This window comes from Peribacillus sp. NPDC056705 (genome assembly GCF_043656335.1).
Genome location: NZ_JBHTYI010000041.1, coordinates 14,177 through 33,805 on the forward strand (window position 1 = coordinate 14,177; position 19,629 = coordinate 33,805).

Genomic DNA, 19,629 nt, shown 5'->3' on the forward strand with positions numbered 1-19,629 from the left:
GTAATTTAGGGATTCGACGATTTTATTAAAAGAAAAAAATAGAACCATCAATATATAAGAGGTGAAAGCATGGAATTCGATACAATCACCGCTATCTCTACTCCCTTAGGGGAAGGGGCAATCGCCATCGTTAGAATCAGCGGTGATGAGGCCATAGAAATAGCCGATAGGATCTTTAAAGGACCAGGTGGAAAAGGATTGCTTGAAGTGAAATCACATACGATTCATTATGGCCACCTTATCCAGCCCAAAACAGGTGAAATCATAGAGGAAGTCATGGTTTCTGTCATGATGGGTCCAAAGACATTTACAAGAGAAGATGTAGTTGAAATAAATTGTCACGGTGGAATCGTTTCGGTCAATCGGGTATTGCAGCTTATTCTCTCACAAGGTGCTCGTTTAGCGGAACCTGGTGAATTTACGAAACGGGCTTTTTTGAATGGCAGGATCGACCTCTCTCAAGCTGAGGCCGTTATGGATTTAATCCGGGCTAAAACGGATAAAGCCATGAATGTTGCATTAGGTCAAATGGAAGGCAGGCTTTCGAAATTAATCCAAAACCTGCGCCAAGAAATTTTACAGACCCTCGCTCAAGTCGAGGTAAATATAGATTATCCGGAATATGATGATGTCGAAGAAATGACACATCGTTTATTTTTGGAAAAGGGCAGTTATGTGAAGAAGGAAATTGAGAAACTGCTTCACACGGCCCAACAGGGGAAAATACTTCGGGATGGGCTTGCGACCGTTATCATAGGGCGCCCTAATGTCGGAAAATCTTCTCTGCTTAACAGCTTAGTTCATGAAAATAAAGCGATCGTCACTGATATTCCAGGTACAACACGTGACGTAATCGAAGAGTATGTCAATGTTCGCGGTGTACCGCTTAAACTTGTCGATACGGCAGGAATTCGCGAAACGGAAGATATCGTCGAACGAATTGGAGTTGAACGGTCCCGTGCAGTATTAAAAGAGGCTGATTTAATATTGCTTGTATTGAATTATTCCGATGATTTAACTACTGAGGATGAGAAACTATTTCAAGCGGTTGAGGGTATGGATGTCATCGTTATCATCAATAAAACCGACCTTCCGCAAAAAATCGATATGGCCAAGGTTAAGGAAAAGGCGGCGTCCCATAAAGTTGTTACGACTTCATTACTGGAGGATCGAGGGGTCGATGAATTGGAAGAAGCCATCGCTTCTTTATTTTTCGAGGGTTCTTTAGAAACGGGAGACCTGACCTATGTTTCCAATGCCAGACATATAGCTTTGCTGGGGCAGGCATTACAGTCTATCGAAGATGCAATCGATGCTATTGAAATGGGGACACCGGTTGATTTGGTTCAAATCGATTTCACGAAAGCATGGGAGCTACTTGGAGAAATCATTGGCGAAAGCGTTCAGGATAATTTGATCAACCAATTGTTCTCTCAATTTTGTTTAGGAAAATAAGCGTAAAAGGAGGAAAAGGATATGCAGTACGAAGCAGGTAGCTATGATGTCATTGTTATTGGTGCCGGTCATGCTGGCAGTGAGGCAGGCCTTGCAGCGGCAAGAGTCGGAGCTAAAACGTTGATGATCACCATTAACTTGGATATGGTCGCCTTCATGCCATGCAATCCCTCTGTTGGTGGGCCGGCAAAAGGGATAGTCGTTAGGGAAATAGACGCTTTAGGCGGAGAAATGGGGAAAAATATCGACAAGACCCATATTCAAATGAGGATGCTCAATACAGCTAAAGGTCCAGCTGTTCGTGCATTGAGGGCGCAGGCAGATAAATTTCTCTATCAACAAGAAATGAAAAAGACGATAGAAGACCAAGAAAATCTAACATTGATTCAAGGAATGGTAGAGGAATTAATTGTTGAAAACAACGTATGCACGGGGGTCATCACTAAAACAGGCGCGGTGTACCGTGCGAAAACTGTCGTAATCACGACTGGAACATATTTACGCGGTGAAATCATTTTAGGGGAACTGAAATATTCAAGCGGCCCTAATAATCAGCAGCCTTCCATCAGGCTTTCTGAACATTTAGAGCAGTTAGGATTTGATTTGGTCCGTTTTAAAACGGGAACGCCGCCACGCGTGAATAGCTCTTCCATAGATTACAGCAAGACGGAAATTCAGCCTGGCGATGAAGTGCCGCGTGCATTTTCTTATGAAACGACAAAGTTCATAACGGATCAATTGCCATGCTGGTTAACGTACACGAATGAGGGGACACACCAGCTCATTGATGAGAATCTACATCGTTCACCAATGTATTCGGGAATGATAAAAGGAACCGGTCCGCGTTATTGTCCATCGATTGAAGATAAAGTCGTACGTTTTAATGATAAACCAAGGCATCAAATATTCCTGGAACCTGAAGGCCGCAATACAAAGGAAGTTTATGTGCAAGGTTTATCTACAAGTTTGCCTGAGGATGTGCAAGTGAAAATCCTGCAAACAATTCCAGGACTTGAAAAGGCGGAAATGATGCGCGCTGGATATGCAATTGAATATGATGCTATCGTTCCTACACAGCTATGGCCTACACTTGAAACGAAGAAAATCAAAAATCTCTATACTGCTGGCCAAATTAACGGGACATCCGGCTACGAGGAAGCGGCAGGACAAGGATTGATGGCCGGTATTAATGCAGGATTGAATGCAATGGGTAAAGAAGAACTGATATTAAGCCGTTCGGATGCCTATATTGGTGTTCTCATTGATGACCTTGTAACGAAAGGCACGAATGAACCATACCGATTGCTGACTTCACGTGCAGAATATCGTTTATTATTGCGTCATGATAATGCCGATTTGCGCTTAACGGAAATTGGATTCAATATCGGAATGATCAAAGAAGAGCGCTACAATCGATTCCTTATGAAAAAAGAAGCGGTTGAAATGGAAAAGGAACGACTGAAATCAAACTTCATCAAACCGACCAAAGAAGTACAAGAAGTCATTACTGCAAGTGGCGGCAGTGAGTTAAAGGATGGAATCCGGGCCTCCGATTTATTGAAACGGCCTGAAATGGATTATTCCCATATTCAGAAGCTGGCGCCAAGTGATGACGAACTGAGCGATGATGTGACGGAACAGGTCGAAATCCAGATCAAGTATGAAGGATATATCGAAAAATCCTTGCAGCAAGTCGATCGCCTGAAAAAAATGGAGAATAAAAAGATTCCAGAGAATATCGATTATGATGCAATTTCTGGACTTGCAACGGAAGCACGTCAAAAATTAAAGCAGGTCCACCCGCTATCAGTAGCTCAGGCTTCAAGAATTTCCGGTGTGAATCCCGCTGATGTTTCCATTTTGCTTGTTTATTTGGAACAAGGAAAGATTGCCAGAGTATCTCAGTAATGGAAATACCCGAAAAGGATTGAAAAGACATGAATATTGAACAGTTCCAACAAGCACTGCTGGAGAAAGGGATCGAGCTTTCTCCTCAACAGCTTGATCAGTTTGACACTTATTATCGATTATTGGTGGAATGGAACGAAAAGATGAACTTAACAGCCATCACTGATAAAGAAGAAGTCTATCTTAAGCATTTTTATGATTCAATCAGTGCAGCCTTCTATTTTGACTTTAACAAACCATATCGAATTTGCGATGTTGGGGCTGGAGCTGGATTTCCGAGTATTCCATTGAAGATTTGTTTCCCTGATATCCACGTCTCGATTGTGGATTCTTTGAATAAGCGAATTTCTTTTTTGAATCACCTTGCGGATTCCCTGCAATTAAAGGGAGTTTCCTTCTATCATGACCGGGCGGAAACCTTCGCCCAAAAACAGGAGCATCGCGAATCCTATGATATTGTCATGGCAAGGGCAGTTGCCAGGATGTCCGTTTTAAGTGAACTATGTTTACCGCTCGTTAAACTGGATGGGACATTCATTGCCATGAAAGCGGCTAGTGCACAAGATGAAATGGACACAGGGAAGAAGGCCATTTTCACGTTAGGCGGAAAAATTGAAGAAATTCATCCTTTCACATTGCCAGAGGAAAATAGTGAAAGAAACATCATTACTGTAAAAAAAGTGAAGAGGACTCCTAAAAAATACCCGAGAAAACCAGGGACACCGAATAAGCAGCCTATTGAATAACCTCCGTAGGATGAGTAAGTTTTCATAGTAAGCGTAGATGATTCAGATATATATGGCTGGTACTTGCCCTTATTTTCTTTTACTATAAATGTATGACCTTATTATTTTCACTCTAAACTTGTGCCCTATGCTGGCTGATTCAGGGAAATAATTTTGGGCAAGCCGGCCGATATTTTTCATAACTGGCCGTCCATTCCTAAATTATTGCCTTGATGGCGCCAGTCGACATGTTTTTTACAGTGTAGGGCCATATGTATAACCATGTCGGGAAATGTATGCAGGACTTGTCCTTTAAATAGAGAATATGTTATTTGGGAGTTTTAAAAGGTGGTGTAGGAAGATGAAGCATCCTTTTTCGCGGTTCTTTGGGTTTGGCGAAAAAGAGGAAGAGCAACTAGAGATGGAGACACCTAGCAATAATAATGAAGAGATAAGAAAAATTTCCATTTCTGATATTGTGCCTAATCGATTTCAACCAAGGACCGTTTTTAATGACGATAAAATTGCCGAATTGGCCCAAACGATCCATACACATGGGATCATTCAACCAATTGTAGTAAGGACTTATGGTCAGGGAAAGTATGAAATCATTGCAGGTGAGCGTCGTTTTCGGGCCATGCAAAAGCTTGGCTGGGAATTGGCGCCCGCAATAATCAAAGATTTCACCGATACAGAAACGGCTTCCGTTGCGCTGATAGAAAACCTTCAGCGTGAAGAACTGACACCGATTGAAGAAGCTTTGGCTTATGGAAAGCTATTGGAGCTGCATAGTTTAACACAAGAAGCTTTGGCACAAAGACTGGGAATAGGACAATCTACCGTGGCGAATAAACTACGGCTGCTTAAGCTGCCCCAGGAGGTTCAGGATGCACTTCTTCAAAAGCAAATTACGGAACGCCATGCCCGCTCGTTGATACCGTTGAAGAGTCCTGAAAAGCAGCTTAAACTGCTTTTGGAAATCATCGAAAAAGGGTTAAACGTCAAACAGACCGAAGAGCAGGTCGTCAAGCTTTTGACGGGTACTGTGCAGAAGCCGAAACCTAAGCGAAAAGCGTTTAGTAAAGACATGAGGATTGCCGTGAATACCATACGCCAATCACTCAATATGGTTACAGACAATGGAATAAATTTGGATGCAGAGGAAGAAGAATTCGAGGAGTATTATCAGTTCACGATTAAAATACCCAAGAAGAAAACTTGATTCCCTATCCTTACCCGCTTGGTAGTCTCCGATTACCAAGCTTTTTTTATTTTCGGTCAAAACTGGTATTTCCACTTTAAAAAACATTCAACTTTTCCCGGATTTTTAATGCTTTTAGATATATTTCAAATTTTAAGAGGAATTTCAGAAAACGATTTCTTCCAGTAACATTCATGATAAAATAGAAAGAAATAAATGGATTTACGGTAAAAATCAATAGATAAAAGCGTGATGAAGATAGTTGAAAGCGGGTGAATTCGTGGGTAAGATTCTCGCCATTGCCAATCAAAAGGGCGGTGTTGGAAAAACGACAACTTCTGTCAGCCTAAGTGCTTGTCTTGCTTACATAGGACAGAAAGTCTTAATGGTCGATATTGACCCGCAGGGAAATGCGACAAGCGGTGCAGGTATTGACAAAGCAGATGTGGAACAATGTATTTATGATGTATTGGTTGATGATATCGAGGCCAGTACCGTCATCATGGAAACAAAGGTAGAAAACCTATATGCCATACCTGCGACAATTCAACTGGCAGGTGCAGAAATTGAACTTGTTCCAACCATCTCTAGGGAAGTCCGGTTAAAAAGGGCATTAGAAGAGGTGCAGGGCCAATATGATTACATTGTGATTGACTGCCCTCCATCTTTGGGTTTGCTTACGCTTAATGCCTTAACGGCCGCCGATGCAGTTTTGATTCCGGTACAATGTGAATACTATGCATTGGAAGGTTTGAGTCAACTATTGAACACGGTCCGCCTCGTCCAAAAGCATTTGAACCATGATTTGAAAATCGAGGGTGTGCTATTGACGATGTTGGATGCAAGAACGAATCTAGGTCTCCAGGTCATAGAAGAGGTCAAAAAATACTTTCAGGATAAAGTCTATCAAACCATCATTCCCCGCAATGTCCGTTTGAGTGAAGCACCGAGCCATGGAGAACCGATAATTATATATGATCCAAAGTCACGAGGGGCGGAGGTCTATTTAGAACTGGCAAAGGAAGTGGTATCAAATGGCTAAAGGACTTGGCAAAGGACTTAACGCACTTTTCAATAGTGGGGAAATCAGTAAAGATGAAATCGTGCGAGAAATCAAATTAAGGGAATTAAGGCCAAATCCTTATCAGCCCCGGAAGAGCTTTCGGCTTGAAGCTATAGAGGAATTAAAGCAATCCATCATGGAACATGGGATATTACAGCCGATTATTGCCCGGGAAAGCATTAAGGGATATGAAATCGTGGCTGGGGAAAGGCGTTATCGTGCTGCCGAGGAAGCTGGTTTAAAGACAGTTCCGGTCGTTGTGAGGAAATTGAGCGAACAGCAGATGATGGAACTGGCGATTTTGGAAAACCTGCAAAGGGAAGATTTGAATCCGATCGAGGAGGCTGTCGCTTATCAAACGCTTCTGGAAAAATTGGAATTCACCCAGGAGCAGTTGGCCAATCGGCTGGGGAAAAGCCGTCCCCATATCGCAAACCATGTTAGATTGCTATCTTTGCCTGAAGGGATTAGGAGATATATCTCCGACGGGGAAATTTCCATGGGGCATGGCCGGGCATTGCTAGGTTTAAAGAAAAAAGAGATGCTTAAGCCGGTAGCGGATAAAATCCTCAAAGAAGGAATGAATGTCAGACAGCTAGAGCAATATATACATCAATTGAATGATACCGTTTCACGTGAAACTAAACCTAAGAAACAAGAAAAAAAAGATATCTTCATAAAGCAACGGGAGACAAGTCTGCGTGAAAGACTAGGAACGAGCGTAACGATAAAACAAAGCAAGAAAAAAGGAAAAATAGAAATAGAATTCTTTTCAAAGGAAGATTTAGAGAGAATTTTGAACTTGATCGATCAAGAGAACCTATCCTCTTAGATCCCCTTTATGAAAAGACCGTGACGACATATGCAGAAAATTAGGTGGATGAGATGGTATTATTAGGGGCTTTGGTGAATGGTGCCTGTATTTTAATCGGTTCGATTTTAGGAAGGTTTTTACAACATATACCTGAAAAGATAAAAGAAACGGTTATGAGCGGTATCGGTTTGGCTGTCATGGTCTTAGGTTTGCAGATGGGCTTAAAAAGCGATAATTTCCTTGTTGTCATTTTAAGTATTGTTGGAGGGGCTGTCCTCGGTGAATGGATGAATCTTGAGGCTAGGCTAAATTCTTTAGGCAATTGGCTTGAACGCAGGATGAAAGCGAAGGAAGGAATTTCGATATCTCAGGGATTTGTAACGGCCACGCTCATATTTGGCATTGGGGCGATGGCCATCATCGGTGCCCTGGATAGCGGTATCCGGAATGATCATGACGTTTTGATAACAAAAGCGATCATCGATGGCTTTACAGCATTGGTCCTCGCCAGTACGCTTGGCATAGGTGTACTTTTTTCAGCATTTCCGGTCATTCTTTATGAGGGATTCATAGCGATTTTCTCAAGGCAGATCAATACGATGATCCCAACTGCTTTAATGGATTCCTTTATACTGGAAATGACGGCAACTGGGGGAGTCATGATTTTGGCAATTGGTTTGAATATTATCGGTCTGACCAAAATAAGGGTGGCAAATCTGCTTCCGGGCATAATGATCACCGCGATTCTGGTTACTCTCATGTATTATGTATAAAAAAGAAGGAAGGGGATGGCTGGCCCTTTCCTTCTTTTTTATGATAAGAAAAAACCGATCATAGGGTTTTTTCTTGCTTGAATGACCATGTGAAAGGAGTGATGGAAGGTTTTACTGGATAATGATTTTGTGCTTCATAAATCCCCTCGGCAATGGTTTTGGCCATTTTTAGCACAAGATTAAGACGTGTGTTCTGCAAGACCATGAACTCCATGAATCCACTTACATTCACGATTCCTGTAATATGTGCATTTCCGACGGAAGGAAGGTCTTTATTGACCCCAGCCCCTGGCTTCACTGGTCCCTGGCCGATTTGAACGATGCCGACGCTTTTCATTTTCCCTAAGCAAGCATCGATTCCGACGATAAAGGGATTGGCGTGCATCTTTTTGATTTCATTTAATTTTTCATGTAAATTCATCGCATGTATAGGGTCATCCAGAGTACCATGAACATGGAATGAAGAAGAACCGTTTTCAGCTTTTTCACTAAGCAGAGTGCCGACAAGTGGTCCGAGTGAATCGCCTGTGGAACGGTCCGTGCCTATGCAGACGATGACGATTGGTTGGAGCTTTCCGGTCGGTAGGAGATTGATTAATTCCTGGGAAATTTGTTTGGATGCATCCGTATCTTCATGCAGGATGCGACTCAATCTATTTTTATTATTATTAAATAGACTAGAATTCAGATTCATCGGCTCAACTCCTTTACTTTATTTGGTATTACAGTATACGGATAAAAAGGGGAAAATATACGGTATTTAACATCTTGGATGAGGGAATTTTTTGTAGAACATGCAAACAGGTGAAGGGGATATGAATCGGCGTTATCCTCTACCAATTGCTTTCATTTATACTTTCTAGTAAATAATTACTTTAATATTTGGGAAAAAACTTCTAATTCTTTTACCTATATACCCAATTTTTTTTTGTACAGAAACCATTATTTATTGATAAAATAGAGAAAATCCTCTACTTCATGGTTATATCAGTGCATGAAGGGTAGAGGAATCCGTCTATATGGAAAAATCATATAGACGATATAAAAGTTTTGCAGTTAATTGCATTAGGCAGGAGGAAAATATGGATCGCATTTATGATAACGTTACAAAAGAGATATTGGATGAAAAGATATGGCTGCTGATGGGCGAGGGGATTATTAAAATCTTCCTTGTTCTGTTGTTATCGCGTATTATTATTAGAATAGGAAAGACTATTCTGAATAAATTTTTCAAAGCGCGTTTAAGGAGTCCCATTCGGGTATCGGAGCGCAGGGAAGCGACACTCATTAAATTGCTCGAAAATATCATTACCTATGTCATCAATTTCATTGCCTTGATAATGATTCTGGAAATTTTCGGGATTGAAGTAATGCCATTACTCGCTGGTGCCGGTGTTCTCGGTTTGGCAGTTGGTTTTGGTGCTCAAAGTTTGGTCAAGGATATAATTACAGGATTTTTCGTTATTTTTGAAGATCATTTCTCGGTTGGGGATTATATTAAAATCAATAATTTTGAAGGGGAAGTCATTGAAATCGGGCTTCGTACAACGAAAATTAAAAGCGGTGCAGGTGAATTGCATTTCATACCCAACGGAAGCATCGTTCAGGTCACGAATTATTCCATTTTAAATAGTATGGCTGTTGTTGATGTGACCATACCTAACGATGGATCGATCGAGCGTGCTGAAAAGGTGCTGATTGATCTTTTAAACAGTATGGAGGGCAAATACGATGCATTGATCAAAACACCTGAATTTTTGGGAATTGAAAAAATTAGTCCTGAAGAAATCGTCTTTCGGATTAAGGCGGAAACAAAGCCGATGCATCACATTGAAATCAGTAGGATATTAAAAATTGAAATAAGTGCTGCGCTTGATTCAAGTGGGATTAAATCTACGTACAATGGCAGCGAGTCATAGGAATTAGGGGGCTCATGGTTATGGAAGAAAAGGAATTTGCACTTAAGGATATTGTGGAAATGAAGAAACCGCATCCTTGTGGAGTGAATAAGTGGAGAATTATACGGATCGGTATGGATATCCGGATAAAATGTGAAGGGTGCGGCCATAGCGTGATGCTGCCTCGACGTGAATTCGCGAAGAAAATGAAAAAAGTTCTGCAAAAGCATGAGGAGTGATCATGCTTTTTTTTTGGAGTGAAAGTAGTCCTGCGTTTCTCATGATTTACTTGTCTTTTTAGGAAGCGAAATCTATAATTGGGAAAGGTTTAGGTAATTGGAGGGTCTTTAAAGAAGATCAGTTCTTTTCCCATATGTACGAATCATCTTGAAGGAGTGAAATATAAATGGCTTTAACAGCTGGTATAGTCGGTTTGCCTAACGTAGGTAAATCCACTTTATTTAATGCAATTACTCAGGCGGGTGCGGAATCTGCTAACTATCCTTTCTGTACGATCGACCCAAATGTCGGGATCGTGGAAGTGCCAGATCACCGTCTGCAAAAACTGACTGAATTGGTAAAACCGAAAAAAACCGTTCCGACAGCATTTGAATTCACGGATATCGCCGGGATTGTAAAAGGAGCAAGTAAAGGAGAAGGATTGGGCAATAAATTCCTTTCCCATATCCGTCAAGTGGATGCAATTTGTCAAGTCGTCCGTTGTTTTGCAGACGATAACATCACCCATGTCTCCGGAAAAGTGAATCCAATCGATGATATCGAAGTCATCAACCTTGAATTGATCCTTGCCGATTTGGAATCAGTTGTCAAACGCATCGACCGTGTCGGAAAAATGGCCAAGCAAAAAGATAAAGCCGCTGTGGCAGAACATGAAATCCTTGTAGCTTTAAAAGAAGCATTGGAAGATGAAAAGCCTGCACGTACCGTCGAGTTCACTGAAGAACAGCAAAAAATCGTGAAGGGCATGCATTTACTTACAGCGAAACCGACGCTTTATGTGGCGAACGTGAGCGAAGATGAAGTGGCGAATGCTGACGATAATGAATATGTACAGCAAGTTCGTGAATATGCTGCTAAGGAAAATGCCGAAGTGATCGTGATTTGTGCCAAAATCGAAGAAGAAATTGCAGAGCTTGAAGGTGAAGAAAAGGAAATGTTCCTATCTGAACTTGGCATCGAGGAGTCAGGTCTTGATCAGTTGATCCGTGCTTCTTATAACCTGCTTGGATTGGCAACATACTTTACAGCTGGTGTACAGGAAGTGCGAGCTTGGACATTCCGCAAAGGAATGAAAGCCCCTCAATGTGCAGGCGTCATTCACACGGACTTCGAACGTGGTTTCATCCGTGCCGAAACGGTTTCTTATACCGATCTACTTGAAGCGGGCAGTCATGGTGCTGCAAAAGAAGCAGGTAAAGTTCGTTTGGAAGGAAAAGAATACATCGTTAACGATGGCGATGTTATCCATTTCCGTTTTAACGTTTAAGAATCAAGGACCCTACCGTTCATAAGTAGGGTCTTTCAGTTTGTCGACAAAAGGAGTTGATTGGAACGGAAGGGAGGCTCCCGGACCGCCCGCGGAAAGCGAGTGCCTGAAGTGGAAATCAACGGTCATTGGATTACAATTATTTGTAATAAGTCGAACCGTTCGTTGCAAAGCCTCTTTAACTATGCTATAATTTTATCTTGTGAGTAATTATAAATAATTGCTCCTTGCCCAATTGGGCCGCTTAGACCAAAAGGAGGTGACAGTGATGAGAAAATACGAAATTATGTATATCATCCGTCCAAACATTGAGGAAGAAGCTAAAAAAGCTTTAGTTGAACGTTTCAACACAATCCTTTCTGATAATGGTGCGGAAGTAGAAGCAAAAGAATGGGGTAAACGCCGTCTTGCATATGAAATCAATGATTTCCGCGATGGTTACTACATGCTTCTTAAAGTTAACGCTGAAAGTGCTGCGATTCAAGAATTCGATCGTCTTGCTAAAATCAGTGAAGACATTATTCGCCACATGGCTACTAGAGAAGAAGAATAATCCGATATTTAATATAAATTCTAATCTTGTTTCATATGAAACAAGATTGAAACCTAGGGGTTGATTCTGATGATGAATCGCGTAGTTTTGGTAGGACGCTTAACTAAAGATCCTGAATTACGATATACACCTAATGGAGTTCCCGTTGCTACCTTTACTTTAGCTGTGAACCGTAGTTTTACGAATCAGCAGGGTGAACGTGAAGCGGATTTCATTAACTGTGTAGTTTGGCGTAAACCGGCAGAAAATGTAGCTAACTTCTTGAAAAAGGGCAGTTTAGCTGGCGTGGATGGACGTGTCCAAACACGTAATTATGAAGGACAAGACGGCAAACGCGTATATGTGACGGAGATTCTGGCTGAGAGCGTTCAATTCCTTGAACCACGAAGCAGTTCAGCGGGTGAAAGAAATGAAGGCGGTTCTTACGGTGGAGGTCAAAGAAGTTATGGCAATAATAACGGAAATGACAACAATTCGTATGGACAAAATCCTAATCAGAATCAACGGAGCAATAACAACTACACTCGTGTAGATGACGATCCGTTTGCAAATGACGGTAAGACAATCGACATTTCAGATGACGATCTTCCGTTTTAAACAGCCGTTTAAAATGAAAATTCAAAAAGCAGGGAGGGAAATTTATCATGGCAATGGGTGGACGTAAAGGACGCGGTAAGCGTAAAAAGGTTTGTTATTTCACATCTAACGGAATCACTAAAATTGATTACAAAGATGTAGATCTTCTTAAAAAATTCGTCTCAGAACGCGGTAAAATTTTACCACGTCGTGTAACTGGTACAAGCGCTAAATATCAACGTAAATTAACGATTGCTATTAAACGCTCACGTACTATGGCATTACTACCATATGTATCTGGTGAATAATAAAAGGGCACATTGAGGAGTTATCCTTAATGTGCCTTTTTTTATAAGTTGTCACTCATGCCTGAAAACCGCTGAATTGCGGTTTTTTTATTTCATCAGGAAGTTATCCGGACGTTTTCCTCAGAAAAAATAATCATATCCTAAAAAAGAATGTGATGTTTGAAATATCCTGGCCGTAACGGATACAATATAAAGATGGAGATAAGACATCAATAATAACAGGGGGTGAAATAAAGATGAATAGCGGAAGACGGATTGCCGAGGGCGGAGCCCTTCTGGCACTATATTGCATTTTATTGTTCATCACCATTCAAATCCCACTATTGGGTATTTTCACTACTTTCTTTTTACCCATTCCATTCATACTTGTCACAATCAAACAAAAGTTATCGTGGAGCCTTGGTTACTTATTCGTAGCCTCGCTATTGTCGATCCTCATCGGGACGATATTGTCTGTTCCGCTGACCTTGCTCATGGGGGCAACGGGAATAGCGATCGGCTATTTTTTAAAAAAGGACAAACCGATGGCACCTATGTTCATAAGCGCAGTCCTAGTCTTCCTGGGAGGCATTTTATTAATATATGCGGCTTCAGTATTGATAACGGATGTTAATTACATAGAAGAATCGATGGACATGGTTGAGGGGTCCATCGAAAATACTATCGGTATAATGGATTCTTTTGGACAGGCACCGACGGAACAAGTCAAAAAGCGGATGTATGAATCAATCGATATGATGAACACGCTGATGCCAAGTTTGTTCGTCTTGATGTCCGTCATCATGGTTTTATTGATTTTCTTTGCAGCGCATCCCATTGTGAAGAGATTCAGTGATAAGGCGTTAAAATGGCCCCATTTTCGAGATCTGCGACTCCCGAAAAGCCTTTTATGGTATTATTTAATTACGATGCTTCTGGCTCTTTTTGTGAATACGGACAAGAACAGTTTTGTATATATGGCCATAACGAACCTATTTTTCATACTGCAGTTCTTCATTTTATTACAAGGTTATTCCCTGATATTCTATATCGCTCATGTTAAGTCATGGGTTAGGGCCATACCTGTTTTAATCGTGGTTTTTTCTTTGCTGCTGCCGATTCCGATTATTACGACGGCCGTTCGATTTTTAGGTATAATAGATTTAGGCTTTCCTTTTAGGGAGACAATCAAGAAAAAGGAATAGAAGACTTTTTTGTAAAACAGATGCTTTTAGGAGCTGAAACTATGCCATCTTATTTGAAGGAATACTCGATTAAGTCCCCGTTGTATGGGGTGCTGGCCGCAGTCGTTTTACTTTTGGGCGTACTGGCTTATTATAATTGGGTTATTGCACTTGTTGGACTATTGATTCTTGCTGGTTTATTTTATTTAACATTAAGAATGGTAGAAAAAAAGCAACAAAAGACAGAAGAGTATATAACGACTTTATCCTATCGTTTAAAGAAGGTGGGCGAGGAAGCGTTATTGGAAATGCCGATTGGGATTATGCTCTTTAATGAGGATTATTACATTGAATGGACCAATCCATTCCTGGCTTCTTGTTTTAGCGAAGACTCTTTGGCAGGAAGATCGCTATACGATGTTGCGGACTCGATAGTGCCGTTGATCAAGCAAGAGATCGAGACTGAGACGCTTACGCTCCACGATCGGAAATTCAAGGTGGTCCATAAGCGTGATGAAAGGCTTCTTTACTTTTTTGATGTGACGGAGCAGGTGGAAATTGAGAAATTATATGAAGATGAGCGGACGGCAATTGCGATCATTCTTCTTGATAATTATGATGATTTGACACAGGGTATGGATGATCAGCGTAAAAGCAGCATCAATAGCTTGGTTACCTCACTTCTTGATAAATGGGCAAGGGATAATGGCGTTTTCTTTAAACGGGTTTCCTCGGAACGATTTATTGCTGTCTTTAATGAGCATATCCTTCATCAGCTTGAGAAGGGCAAATTCTCAATTTTGGATGAGATCAGGGAAACGACGGCCAAGCAAAATGTACCATTGACCCTGAGCATTGGGGTCGGCTCTGCCGTGCCATCCTTACCGGAACTAGGTACGCTTGCACAGTCCAGCTTGGATCTCGCTCTTGGACGGGGCGGTGACCAAGTAGCGATCAAGCAAGCGAATGGAAAAGTGAAATTCTATGGCGGCAAAACCAATCCGATGGAAAAACGCACGAGAGTCCGTGCACGTGTCATTTCCCATGCATTGAAGGATATAGTCCTCGATAGCGATAAAGTCATTGTCATGGGCCATAAAAACCCGGATATGGACGCAATCGGTTCAGCAATCGGCATCTTGAAAGTTGCCCAGATGAATGAACGTGAAGGCTATATTGTCATCGATACCCAGCAGCTCGATAGCAGTGTCCTTCGTTTAATGGAAGAGATCAAAAATAAAGAAGAGCTGTATTCCCGGTTCATAACACCTGATGATGCATTTGAAATGATTACGGATGAGACCTTGCTGGTTGTGGTCGATACACATAAACCTTCCATGGTGATTGAAGAGCGGTTATTGAATAGGATTGATAAGGTTGTAGTCATCGATCATCATCGCCGCGGTGAGGAGTTCATCAAGAATTCATTGCTCGTCTATATGGAGCCATATGCATCTTCAACAGCAGAACTTGTAACCGAACTGCTTGAATATCAACCGAAACGCTCAAAGATTGATATGCTGGAGTCGACGGCGCTTCTTGCAGGTATCATCGTCGACACGAAAAGCTTCACCTTAAGAACAGGTTCACGTACTTTCGATGCAGCCTCTTATCTAAGGGCGCATGGAGCTGATACGGTACTTGTCCAGAAATTCTTAAAAGAAGACGTGGACACCTATATCAAACGTTCGAAGCTCATTGAGGAAGTCACCTTTTATAAAAAGGGAATTGCGATTGCCTCTGCAAAAACCGATCAGGTTCATAATCAGGTGCTCATCGCCCAAGCTGCGGACACCCTATTGACCATGGATGGCGTAGCGGCTTCTTTCGTAATGGCTAAGCGATCTGATGATACAGTTGGCATAAGTGCACGTTCTCTAGGTGATATCAATGTACAGGTGATCATGGAAATGTTGAATGGAGGCGGACATTTAACAAATGCCGCCACTCAACAGGTTTGCTCCATTGGTGAAGCTGAAAGTCGATTGAAAGCAGCTATTGATGAATATTTAGAAGGGGGACAAAAAGAATGAAAGTAATATTTCTGAAAGACGTAAAAGGTAAAGGGAAAAAAGGGGAAGTTAAAAATGTTGCAGATGGTTATGCACATAATTTCCTGCTAAAACAAGGATTGGCCGTTGAAGCAAATAATTCAAATGTGAAAACTTTGGAAGCCCAGAAAAATAAAGAAGAATCACTTGCAGCAGAAGAGCGGCAGCATGCTGAAGAATTGAAAGTGCAGCTGGAGAAATTAACGGTTGAACTATCTGCCAAAGCCGGTGAGGGCGGGCGTTTATTCGGTTCCATCACGACTAAACAAATTGCATCGGAGCTTCAGAAAAAACACGGTATCAAGGTTGATAAACGTAAAATGGAGCTTGCTGAAGGCATCCGCACTTTAGGGCATACAAAGCTTCCAGTCAAGCTTCATCCTGAAGTCACTGCGACACTGACTGTGCATGTGAAAGAAATTAACTAATTTTAGCTGTTTCATATCTGTGAAAAATTGATAAAATAGAGATAGACGAAAAATGTGATTGGGCACGTTGTCCTTTCACTTTTTTCATTTTTACTAGAAACATATAAAAGGTATCCTCTTAGAATGGGAGGTTTTAAGATATGATAGAACAATTTCAGGATAGGATTCCCCCTCAAAATATAGAAGCCGAACAGGCTGTGCTAGGAGCCATTTTTCTTGAGCCCTCTTCATTGACCGTTACATCGGAAGTTTTGATTCCGGAGGATTTTTACAGAAGCTCTCATCAAAAAATCTTTAATGTGATGCTTAAATTGAATGACGAAGGAAAAGCTGTCGATTTGATTACGGTGACAGAGGAATTGGCTGCGACAAAAAACCTTGAAGAAGTTGGCGGAGTTTCTTATTTAAGTGAATTGGCCGGATCGGTGCCTACCGCGGCCAATATTGAATATTATGCCCGCATCGTCGAGGAGAAGTCATTGCTGCGTCGTTTGATCAGGACAGCGACCAACATCGCTCAGGAAGGCTACAGTCGCGAGGATGAGGTCGAGGAGCTGCTCGGGGAAGCTGAAAAAACGATCATGGAAGTGGCCCAGCGTAAGAATTCCGGGTCTTTCCAAAATATTAAGGATGTATTGGTTGCGACGTACGATAACATAGAAGTTTTGACTACCCGTAAAGGGGATGTCACGGGAATACCGACAGGGTTTGCTGAACTGGATCGAATGACAGCAGGGTTCCAACGTAATGACCTCATCATAGTGGGGGCCCGTCCTTCGGTTGGTAAAACCGCTTTTGCATTGAATATCGCTCAAAACGTTGCAACCAAAACGGAGGAGAATGTAGCGATTTTCAGTCTTGAAATGGGTGCAGAGCAACTCGTTATGCGTATGCTCTGTGCTGAAGGGAATATCAACGCCCAGAATTTACGGACAGGTTCCTTAACTGATGAGGATTGGCGTAAACTGACGATGGCGATGGGAAGCTTGTCTAATGCCGGCATTTATATCGATGATACGCCAGGTGTGAGGATTGGTGAAATCCGTTCGAAATGCCGTCGTTTGAAGCAGGAACATGGCCTTGGCATGATATTGATCGATTACCTGCAGTTAATTCAAGGTGATGGTCGTTCAGGCGACAACCGTCAGCAAGAGGTATCCGAGATTTCACGTTCCCTCAAAGCCCTCGCTCGTGAACTTAAAGTGCCCGTCATCGCCCTTTCCCAGCTATCGCGGGGAGTGGAGCAGCGTCAGGATAAGCGTCCGATGATGTCTGATATCAGGGAATCCGGAAGTATCGAGCAAGATGCCGATATCGTCGCATTCTTATACCGTGATGATTATTATGATAAAGAATCCGAGAATAAAAATATCATTGAAATCATTATAGCGAAACAGCGTAATGGTCCAGTAGGCACGGTTTCGCTTGCATTCGTAAAAGAATATAATAAATTCGTCAACCTTGAACGCCGCTTCGATGATGATTCGATGTCTCCCGGCGCATAGGGAACGGCCTGCCATTTTGCAATGGCGGGCTTTCTCTGTTTTTGGAAAAAGAAAAGGCCTTATGATAATAGAAAAATAAATCAACGGGTACAATAGTGATTGACAATCCAAAACCAAATGTAAAACCGAAAGAATTTTCTCATATTTACGAACAAAGTATTTACTAAAATGTGTATTGTTCGGATTTTGTATTGACTTCCAGTTTGGATTATTGATAAAATAGGTTTGTTTGATAAGAACCGGTTAAAATGATCGGTATTACGTGAACCTTTGGAGGTGCTTTATTCAGATGTCATCAGTTGTAGTAGTCGGTACACAATGGGGAGACGAAGGTAAAGGTAAAATAACAGATTTTCTATCCCAGAATGCGGAAGCCATCGCTCGTTATCAAGGTGGGAATAATGCAGGGCATACAATAAAATTTAACGGCGTTACCTATAAACTGCATTTAATTCCGTCAGGGATTTTTTATAGTGATAAGATTTGTGTCATTGGAAATGGTATGGTGGTTGATCCAAAAGCTCTTGTAGAGGAACTTGCTTATTTACATAGCCACGGGGTGAGTACGGATAATCTTCGTATTTCGAACCGTGCACATGTCATTCTTCCTTACCATATCAAATTGGATGAAGTCGAAGAAGACCGTAAAGGCGCCAACAAAATTGGAACGACTAAAAAGGGAATCGGCCCTGCATATATGGACAAAGCTGCTCGTAACGGAATCCGCATGGCAGACCTATTGGACCGTGAAATTTTCGAGGAAAAATTGTCTCAAAATCTTGTCGAAAAAAATCGTATGTTTGAACGTTTCTATGAAACGGAAGGTTTCAAGATCGAAGATATCTTGGAAGAATACTATGAGTACGGACAACAAGTTCAGAAATATGTTTGTGATACATCCGTTGTATTGAATGACGCACTTGATGAAGGAAAACGGGTATTATTCGAAGGGGCACAAGGTGTCATGCTTGATATCGATCAAGGAACATACCCATTCGTCACTTCATCTAACCCGGTTGCAGGTGGAGTTACGATCGGTTCTGGTGTAGGTCCTACGAAAATCAACCATGTGGTTGGAGTATGTAAAGCATACACAAGCCGTGTGGGCGATGGTCCTTTCCCTACAGAATTGCATGATGAAGTCGGCAACCAAATCCGGGAAGTTGGCCGTGAATATGGTACAACTACAGGCAGACCGCGCCGTGTAGGCTGGTTCGACGCTGTTGTCGTTCGCCATGCTCGCCGTGTCAGCGGGATTACCGATTTATCATTGAACTCGATTGACGTATTATCAGGTCTTGATACGGTCAAAATTTGTGTGGCTTATGAATACAAAGGCGAGATCATTCATGAAGTTCCAGCGACTTTGAAAGCGATTGGCGAATGTAAACCAGTCTATGAAGAACTACCAGGCTGGTCAGAAGACATTACAGGTTGCAAATCATTGGATGAGCTTCCAGAGAACGCTCGCCACTATGTAGAGCGCGTATCTCAATTGGTTGGCATTCCTTTGACCACTTTCTCTGTCGGTCCTGACCGTAACCAAACAAATGTCGTGAGAAGCCCTTGGCGTCTAGCGTAATTCTTGAAAAAGAGCTGGCATTTTTGAAGTGAACCCAAAAAGTTAGACACTTTATTTACTTAGGCAGCCTTGAGGGCATGAACCCGGTAATCTACCGGGCTCATGCCTTTTAATTTTAC

Annotated in this window: 19 protein-coding genes; 18 read left to right on the forward strand and 1 reads right to left on the reverse strand. The window is 41.8% G+C overall.

Features of this window, described 5'->3' with window-relative positions; translation table 11 throughout:
• Window positions 1-69 precede the first annotated feature (69 nt).
• The 7 genes from mnmE (at window position 70) to ACFRAK_RS25215 (ending at window position 7,939) form a co-directional block, all read left to right on the forward strand.
• Window positions 70-1,455, forward strand: coding sequence for a tRNA uridine-5-carboxymethylaminomethyl(34) synthesis GTPase MnmE (gene mnmE / locus ACFRAK_RS25185; protein ID WP_387604967.1), 1,386 nt, complete (start codon window positions 70-72; stop codon window positions 1,453-1,455).
• Between the two features lie 21 nt (window positions 1,456-1,476).
• Complete coding sequence (mnmG, locus tag ACFRAK_RS25190) at window positions 1,477-3,363, forward strand: tRNA uridine-5-carboxymethylaminomethyl(34) synthesis enzyme MnmG (protein ID WP_260285771.1); 1,887 nt, start codon at window positions 1,477-1,479, stop codon at window positions 3,361-3,363.
• Window positions 3,364-3,392: 29 nt separating this feature from the next.
• Window positions 3,393-4,109, forward strand: a complete 717-nt coding sequence (gene rsmG / locus ACFRAK_RS25195; RefSeq protein WP_387705754.1) for a 16S rRNA (guanine(527)-N(7))-methyltransferase RsmG — start codon at window positions 3,393-3,395, stop codon at window positions 4,107-4,109.
• Window positions 4,110-4,449: 340 nt separating this feature from the next.
• A complete protein-coding gene (gene noc, locus ACFRAK_RS25200) occupies window positions 4,450-5,310 on the forward strand; it encodes a nucleoid occlusion protein (protein ID WP_192207373.1) in 861 nt (286 codons plus the stop codon).
• A gap of 259 nt (window positions 5,311-5,569) precedes the next feature.
• A complete protein-coding gene (locus ACFRAK_RS25205; RefSeq protein WP_230300205.1) occupies window positions 5,570-6,331 on the forward strand; it encodes a ParA family protein in 762 nt (253 codons plus the stop codon).
• Window positions 6,324-7,184, forward strand: a complete 861-nt coding sequence (locus ACFRAK_RS25210) for a ParB/RepB/Spo0J family partition protein (RefSeq protein WP_192207371.1) — start codon at window positions 6,324-6,326, stop codon at window positions 7,182-7,184. The genes ACFRAK_RS25205 and ACFRAK_RS25210 overlap by 8 nt, the downstream gene beginning before the upstream one ends.
• A 53-nt stretch (window positions 7,185-7,237) precedes the next feature.
• Complete coding sequence (locus tag ACFRAK_RS25215) at window positions 7,238-7,939, forward strand: DUF554 domain-containing protein (protein WP_192207370.1); 702 nt, start codon at window positions 7,238-7,240, stop codon at window positions 7,937-7,939.
• A gap of 58 nt (window positions 7,940-7,997) precedes the next feature.
• Here the strand turns inward: ACFRAK_RS25215 and yyaC are convergent, their stop codons facing one another.
• Entirely contained in the window at window positions 7,998-8,633 is a 636-nt protein-coding gene (gene yyaC / locus ACFRAK_RS25220; RefSeq protein WP_387604969.1) for a spore protease YyaC, read from the reverse strand.
• 388 nt (window positions 8,634-9,021) lie between these two features.
• On the opposite strand from yyaC, the gene ACFRAK_RS25225 reads away from it, so the two are divergent.
• The 11 genes from ACFRAK_RS25225 (at window position 9,022) to ACFRAK_RS25275 (ending at window position 19,510) form a co-directional block, all read left to right on the forward strand.
• Window positions 9,022-9,858, forward strand: a complete 837-nt coding sequence (locus ACFRAK_RS25225; RefSeq protein WP_394572732.1) for a mechanosensitive ion channel family protein — start codon at window positions 9,022-9,024, stop codon at window positions 9,856-9,858.
• 20 nt (window positions 9,859-9,878) lie between these two features.
• Window positions 9,879-10,076, forward strand: coding sequence for a DUF951 domain-containing protein (locus ACFRAK_RS25230; RefSeq protein ID WP_076368501.1), 198 nt, complete (start codon window positions 9,879-9,881; stop codon window positions 10,074-10,076).
• A 167-nt stretch (window positions 10,077-10,243) separates the two neighbouring features.
• Window positions 10,244-11,344: a redox-regulated ATPase YchF gene (gene ychF / locus ACFRAK_RS25235; RefSeq protein ID WP_076368500.1), complete on the forward strand. Its 1,101-nt coding sequence runs from the start codon at window positions 10,244-10,246 to the stop codon at window positions 11,342-11,344.
• A 268-nt stretch (window positions 11,345-11,612) separates the two neighbouring features.
• Entirely contained in the window at window positions 11,613-11,897 is a 285-nt protein-coding gene (rpsF, locus tag ACFRAK_RS25240) for a 30S ribosomal protein S6 (RefSeq protein WP_053348321.1), read from the forward strand.
• Between the two features lie 69 nt (window positions 11,898-11,966).
• A complete protein-coding gene (gene ssb / locus ACFRAK_RS25245) occupies window positions 11,967-12,494 on the forward strand; it encodes a single-stranded DNA-binding protein (RefSeq protein WP_034316149.1) in 528 nt (175 codons plus the stop codon).
• Window positions 12,495-12,541: 47 nt separating this feature from the next.
• Window positions 12,542-12,781, forward strand: a complete 240-nt coding sequence (rpsR, locus tag ACFRAK_RS25250) for a 30S ribosomal protein S18 (protein WP_034316147.1) — start codon at window positions 12,542-12,544, stop codon at window positions 12,779-12,781.
• Between the two features lie 236 nt (window positions 12,782-13,017).
• Window positions 13,018-13,965, forward strand: a complete 948-nt coding sequence (locus ACFRAK_RS25255; protein WP_260285776.1) for a YybS family protein — start codon at window positions 13,018-13,020, stop codon at window positions 13,963-13,965.
• 41 nt (window positions 13,966-14,006) lie between these two features.
• Window positions 14,007-15,977, forward strand: coding sequence for a DHH family phosphoesterase (locus tag ACFRAK_RS25260; RefSeq protein WP_394572733.1), 1,971 nt, complete (start codon window positions 14,007-14,009; stop codon window positions 15,975-15,977).
• Window positions 15,974-16,423: a 50S ribosomal protein L9 gene (gene rplI, locus ACFRAK_RS25265; RefSeq protein ID WP_076368495.1), complete on the forward strand. Its 450-nt coding sequence runs from the start codon at window positions 15,974-15,976 to the stop codon at window positions 16,421-16,423. The genes ACFRAK_RS25260 and rplI overlap by 4 nt, the downstream gene beginning before the upstream one ends.
• A 140-nt stretch (window positions 16,424-16,563) precedes the next feature.
• Complete coding sequence (gene dnaB / locus ACFRAK_RS25270; protein ID WP_063234298.1) at window positions 16,564-17,928, forward strand: replicative DNA helicase; 1,365 nt, start codon at window positions 16,564-16,566, stop codon at window positions 17,926-17,928.
• A 289-nt stretch (window positions 17,929-18,217) separates the two neighbouring features.
• Window positions 18,218-19,510, forward strand: a complete 1,293-nt coding sequence (locus ACFRAK_RS25275) for an adenylosuccinate synthase (RefSeq protein ID WP_192207363.1) — start codon at window positions 18,218-18,220, stop codon at window positions 19,508-19,510.
• The last annotated feature ends 119 nt before the right edge of the window (window positions 19,511-19,629 follow it).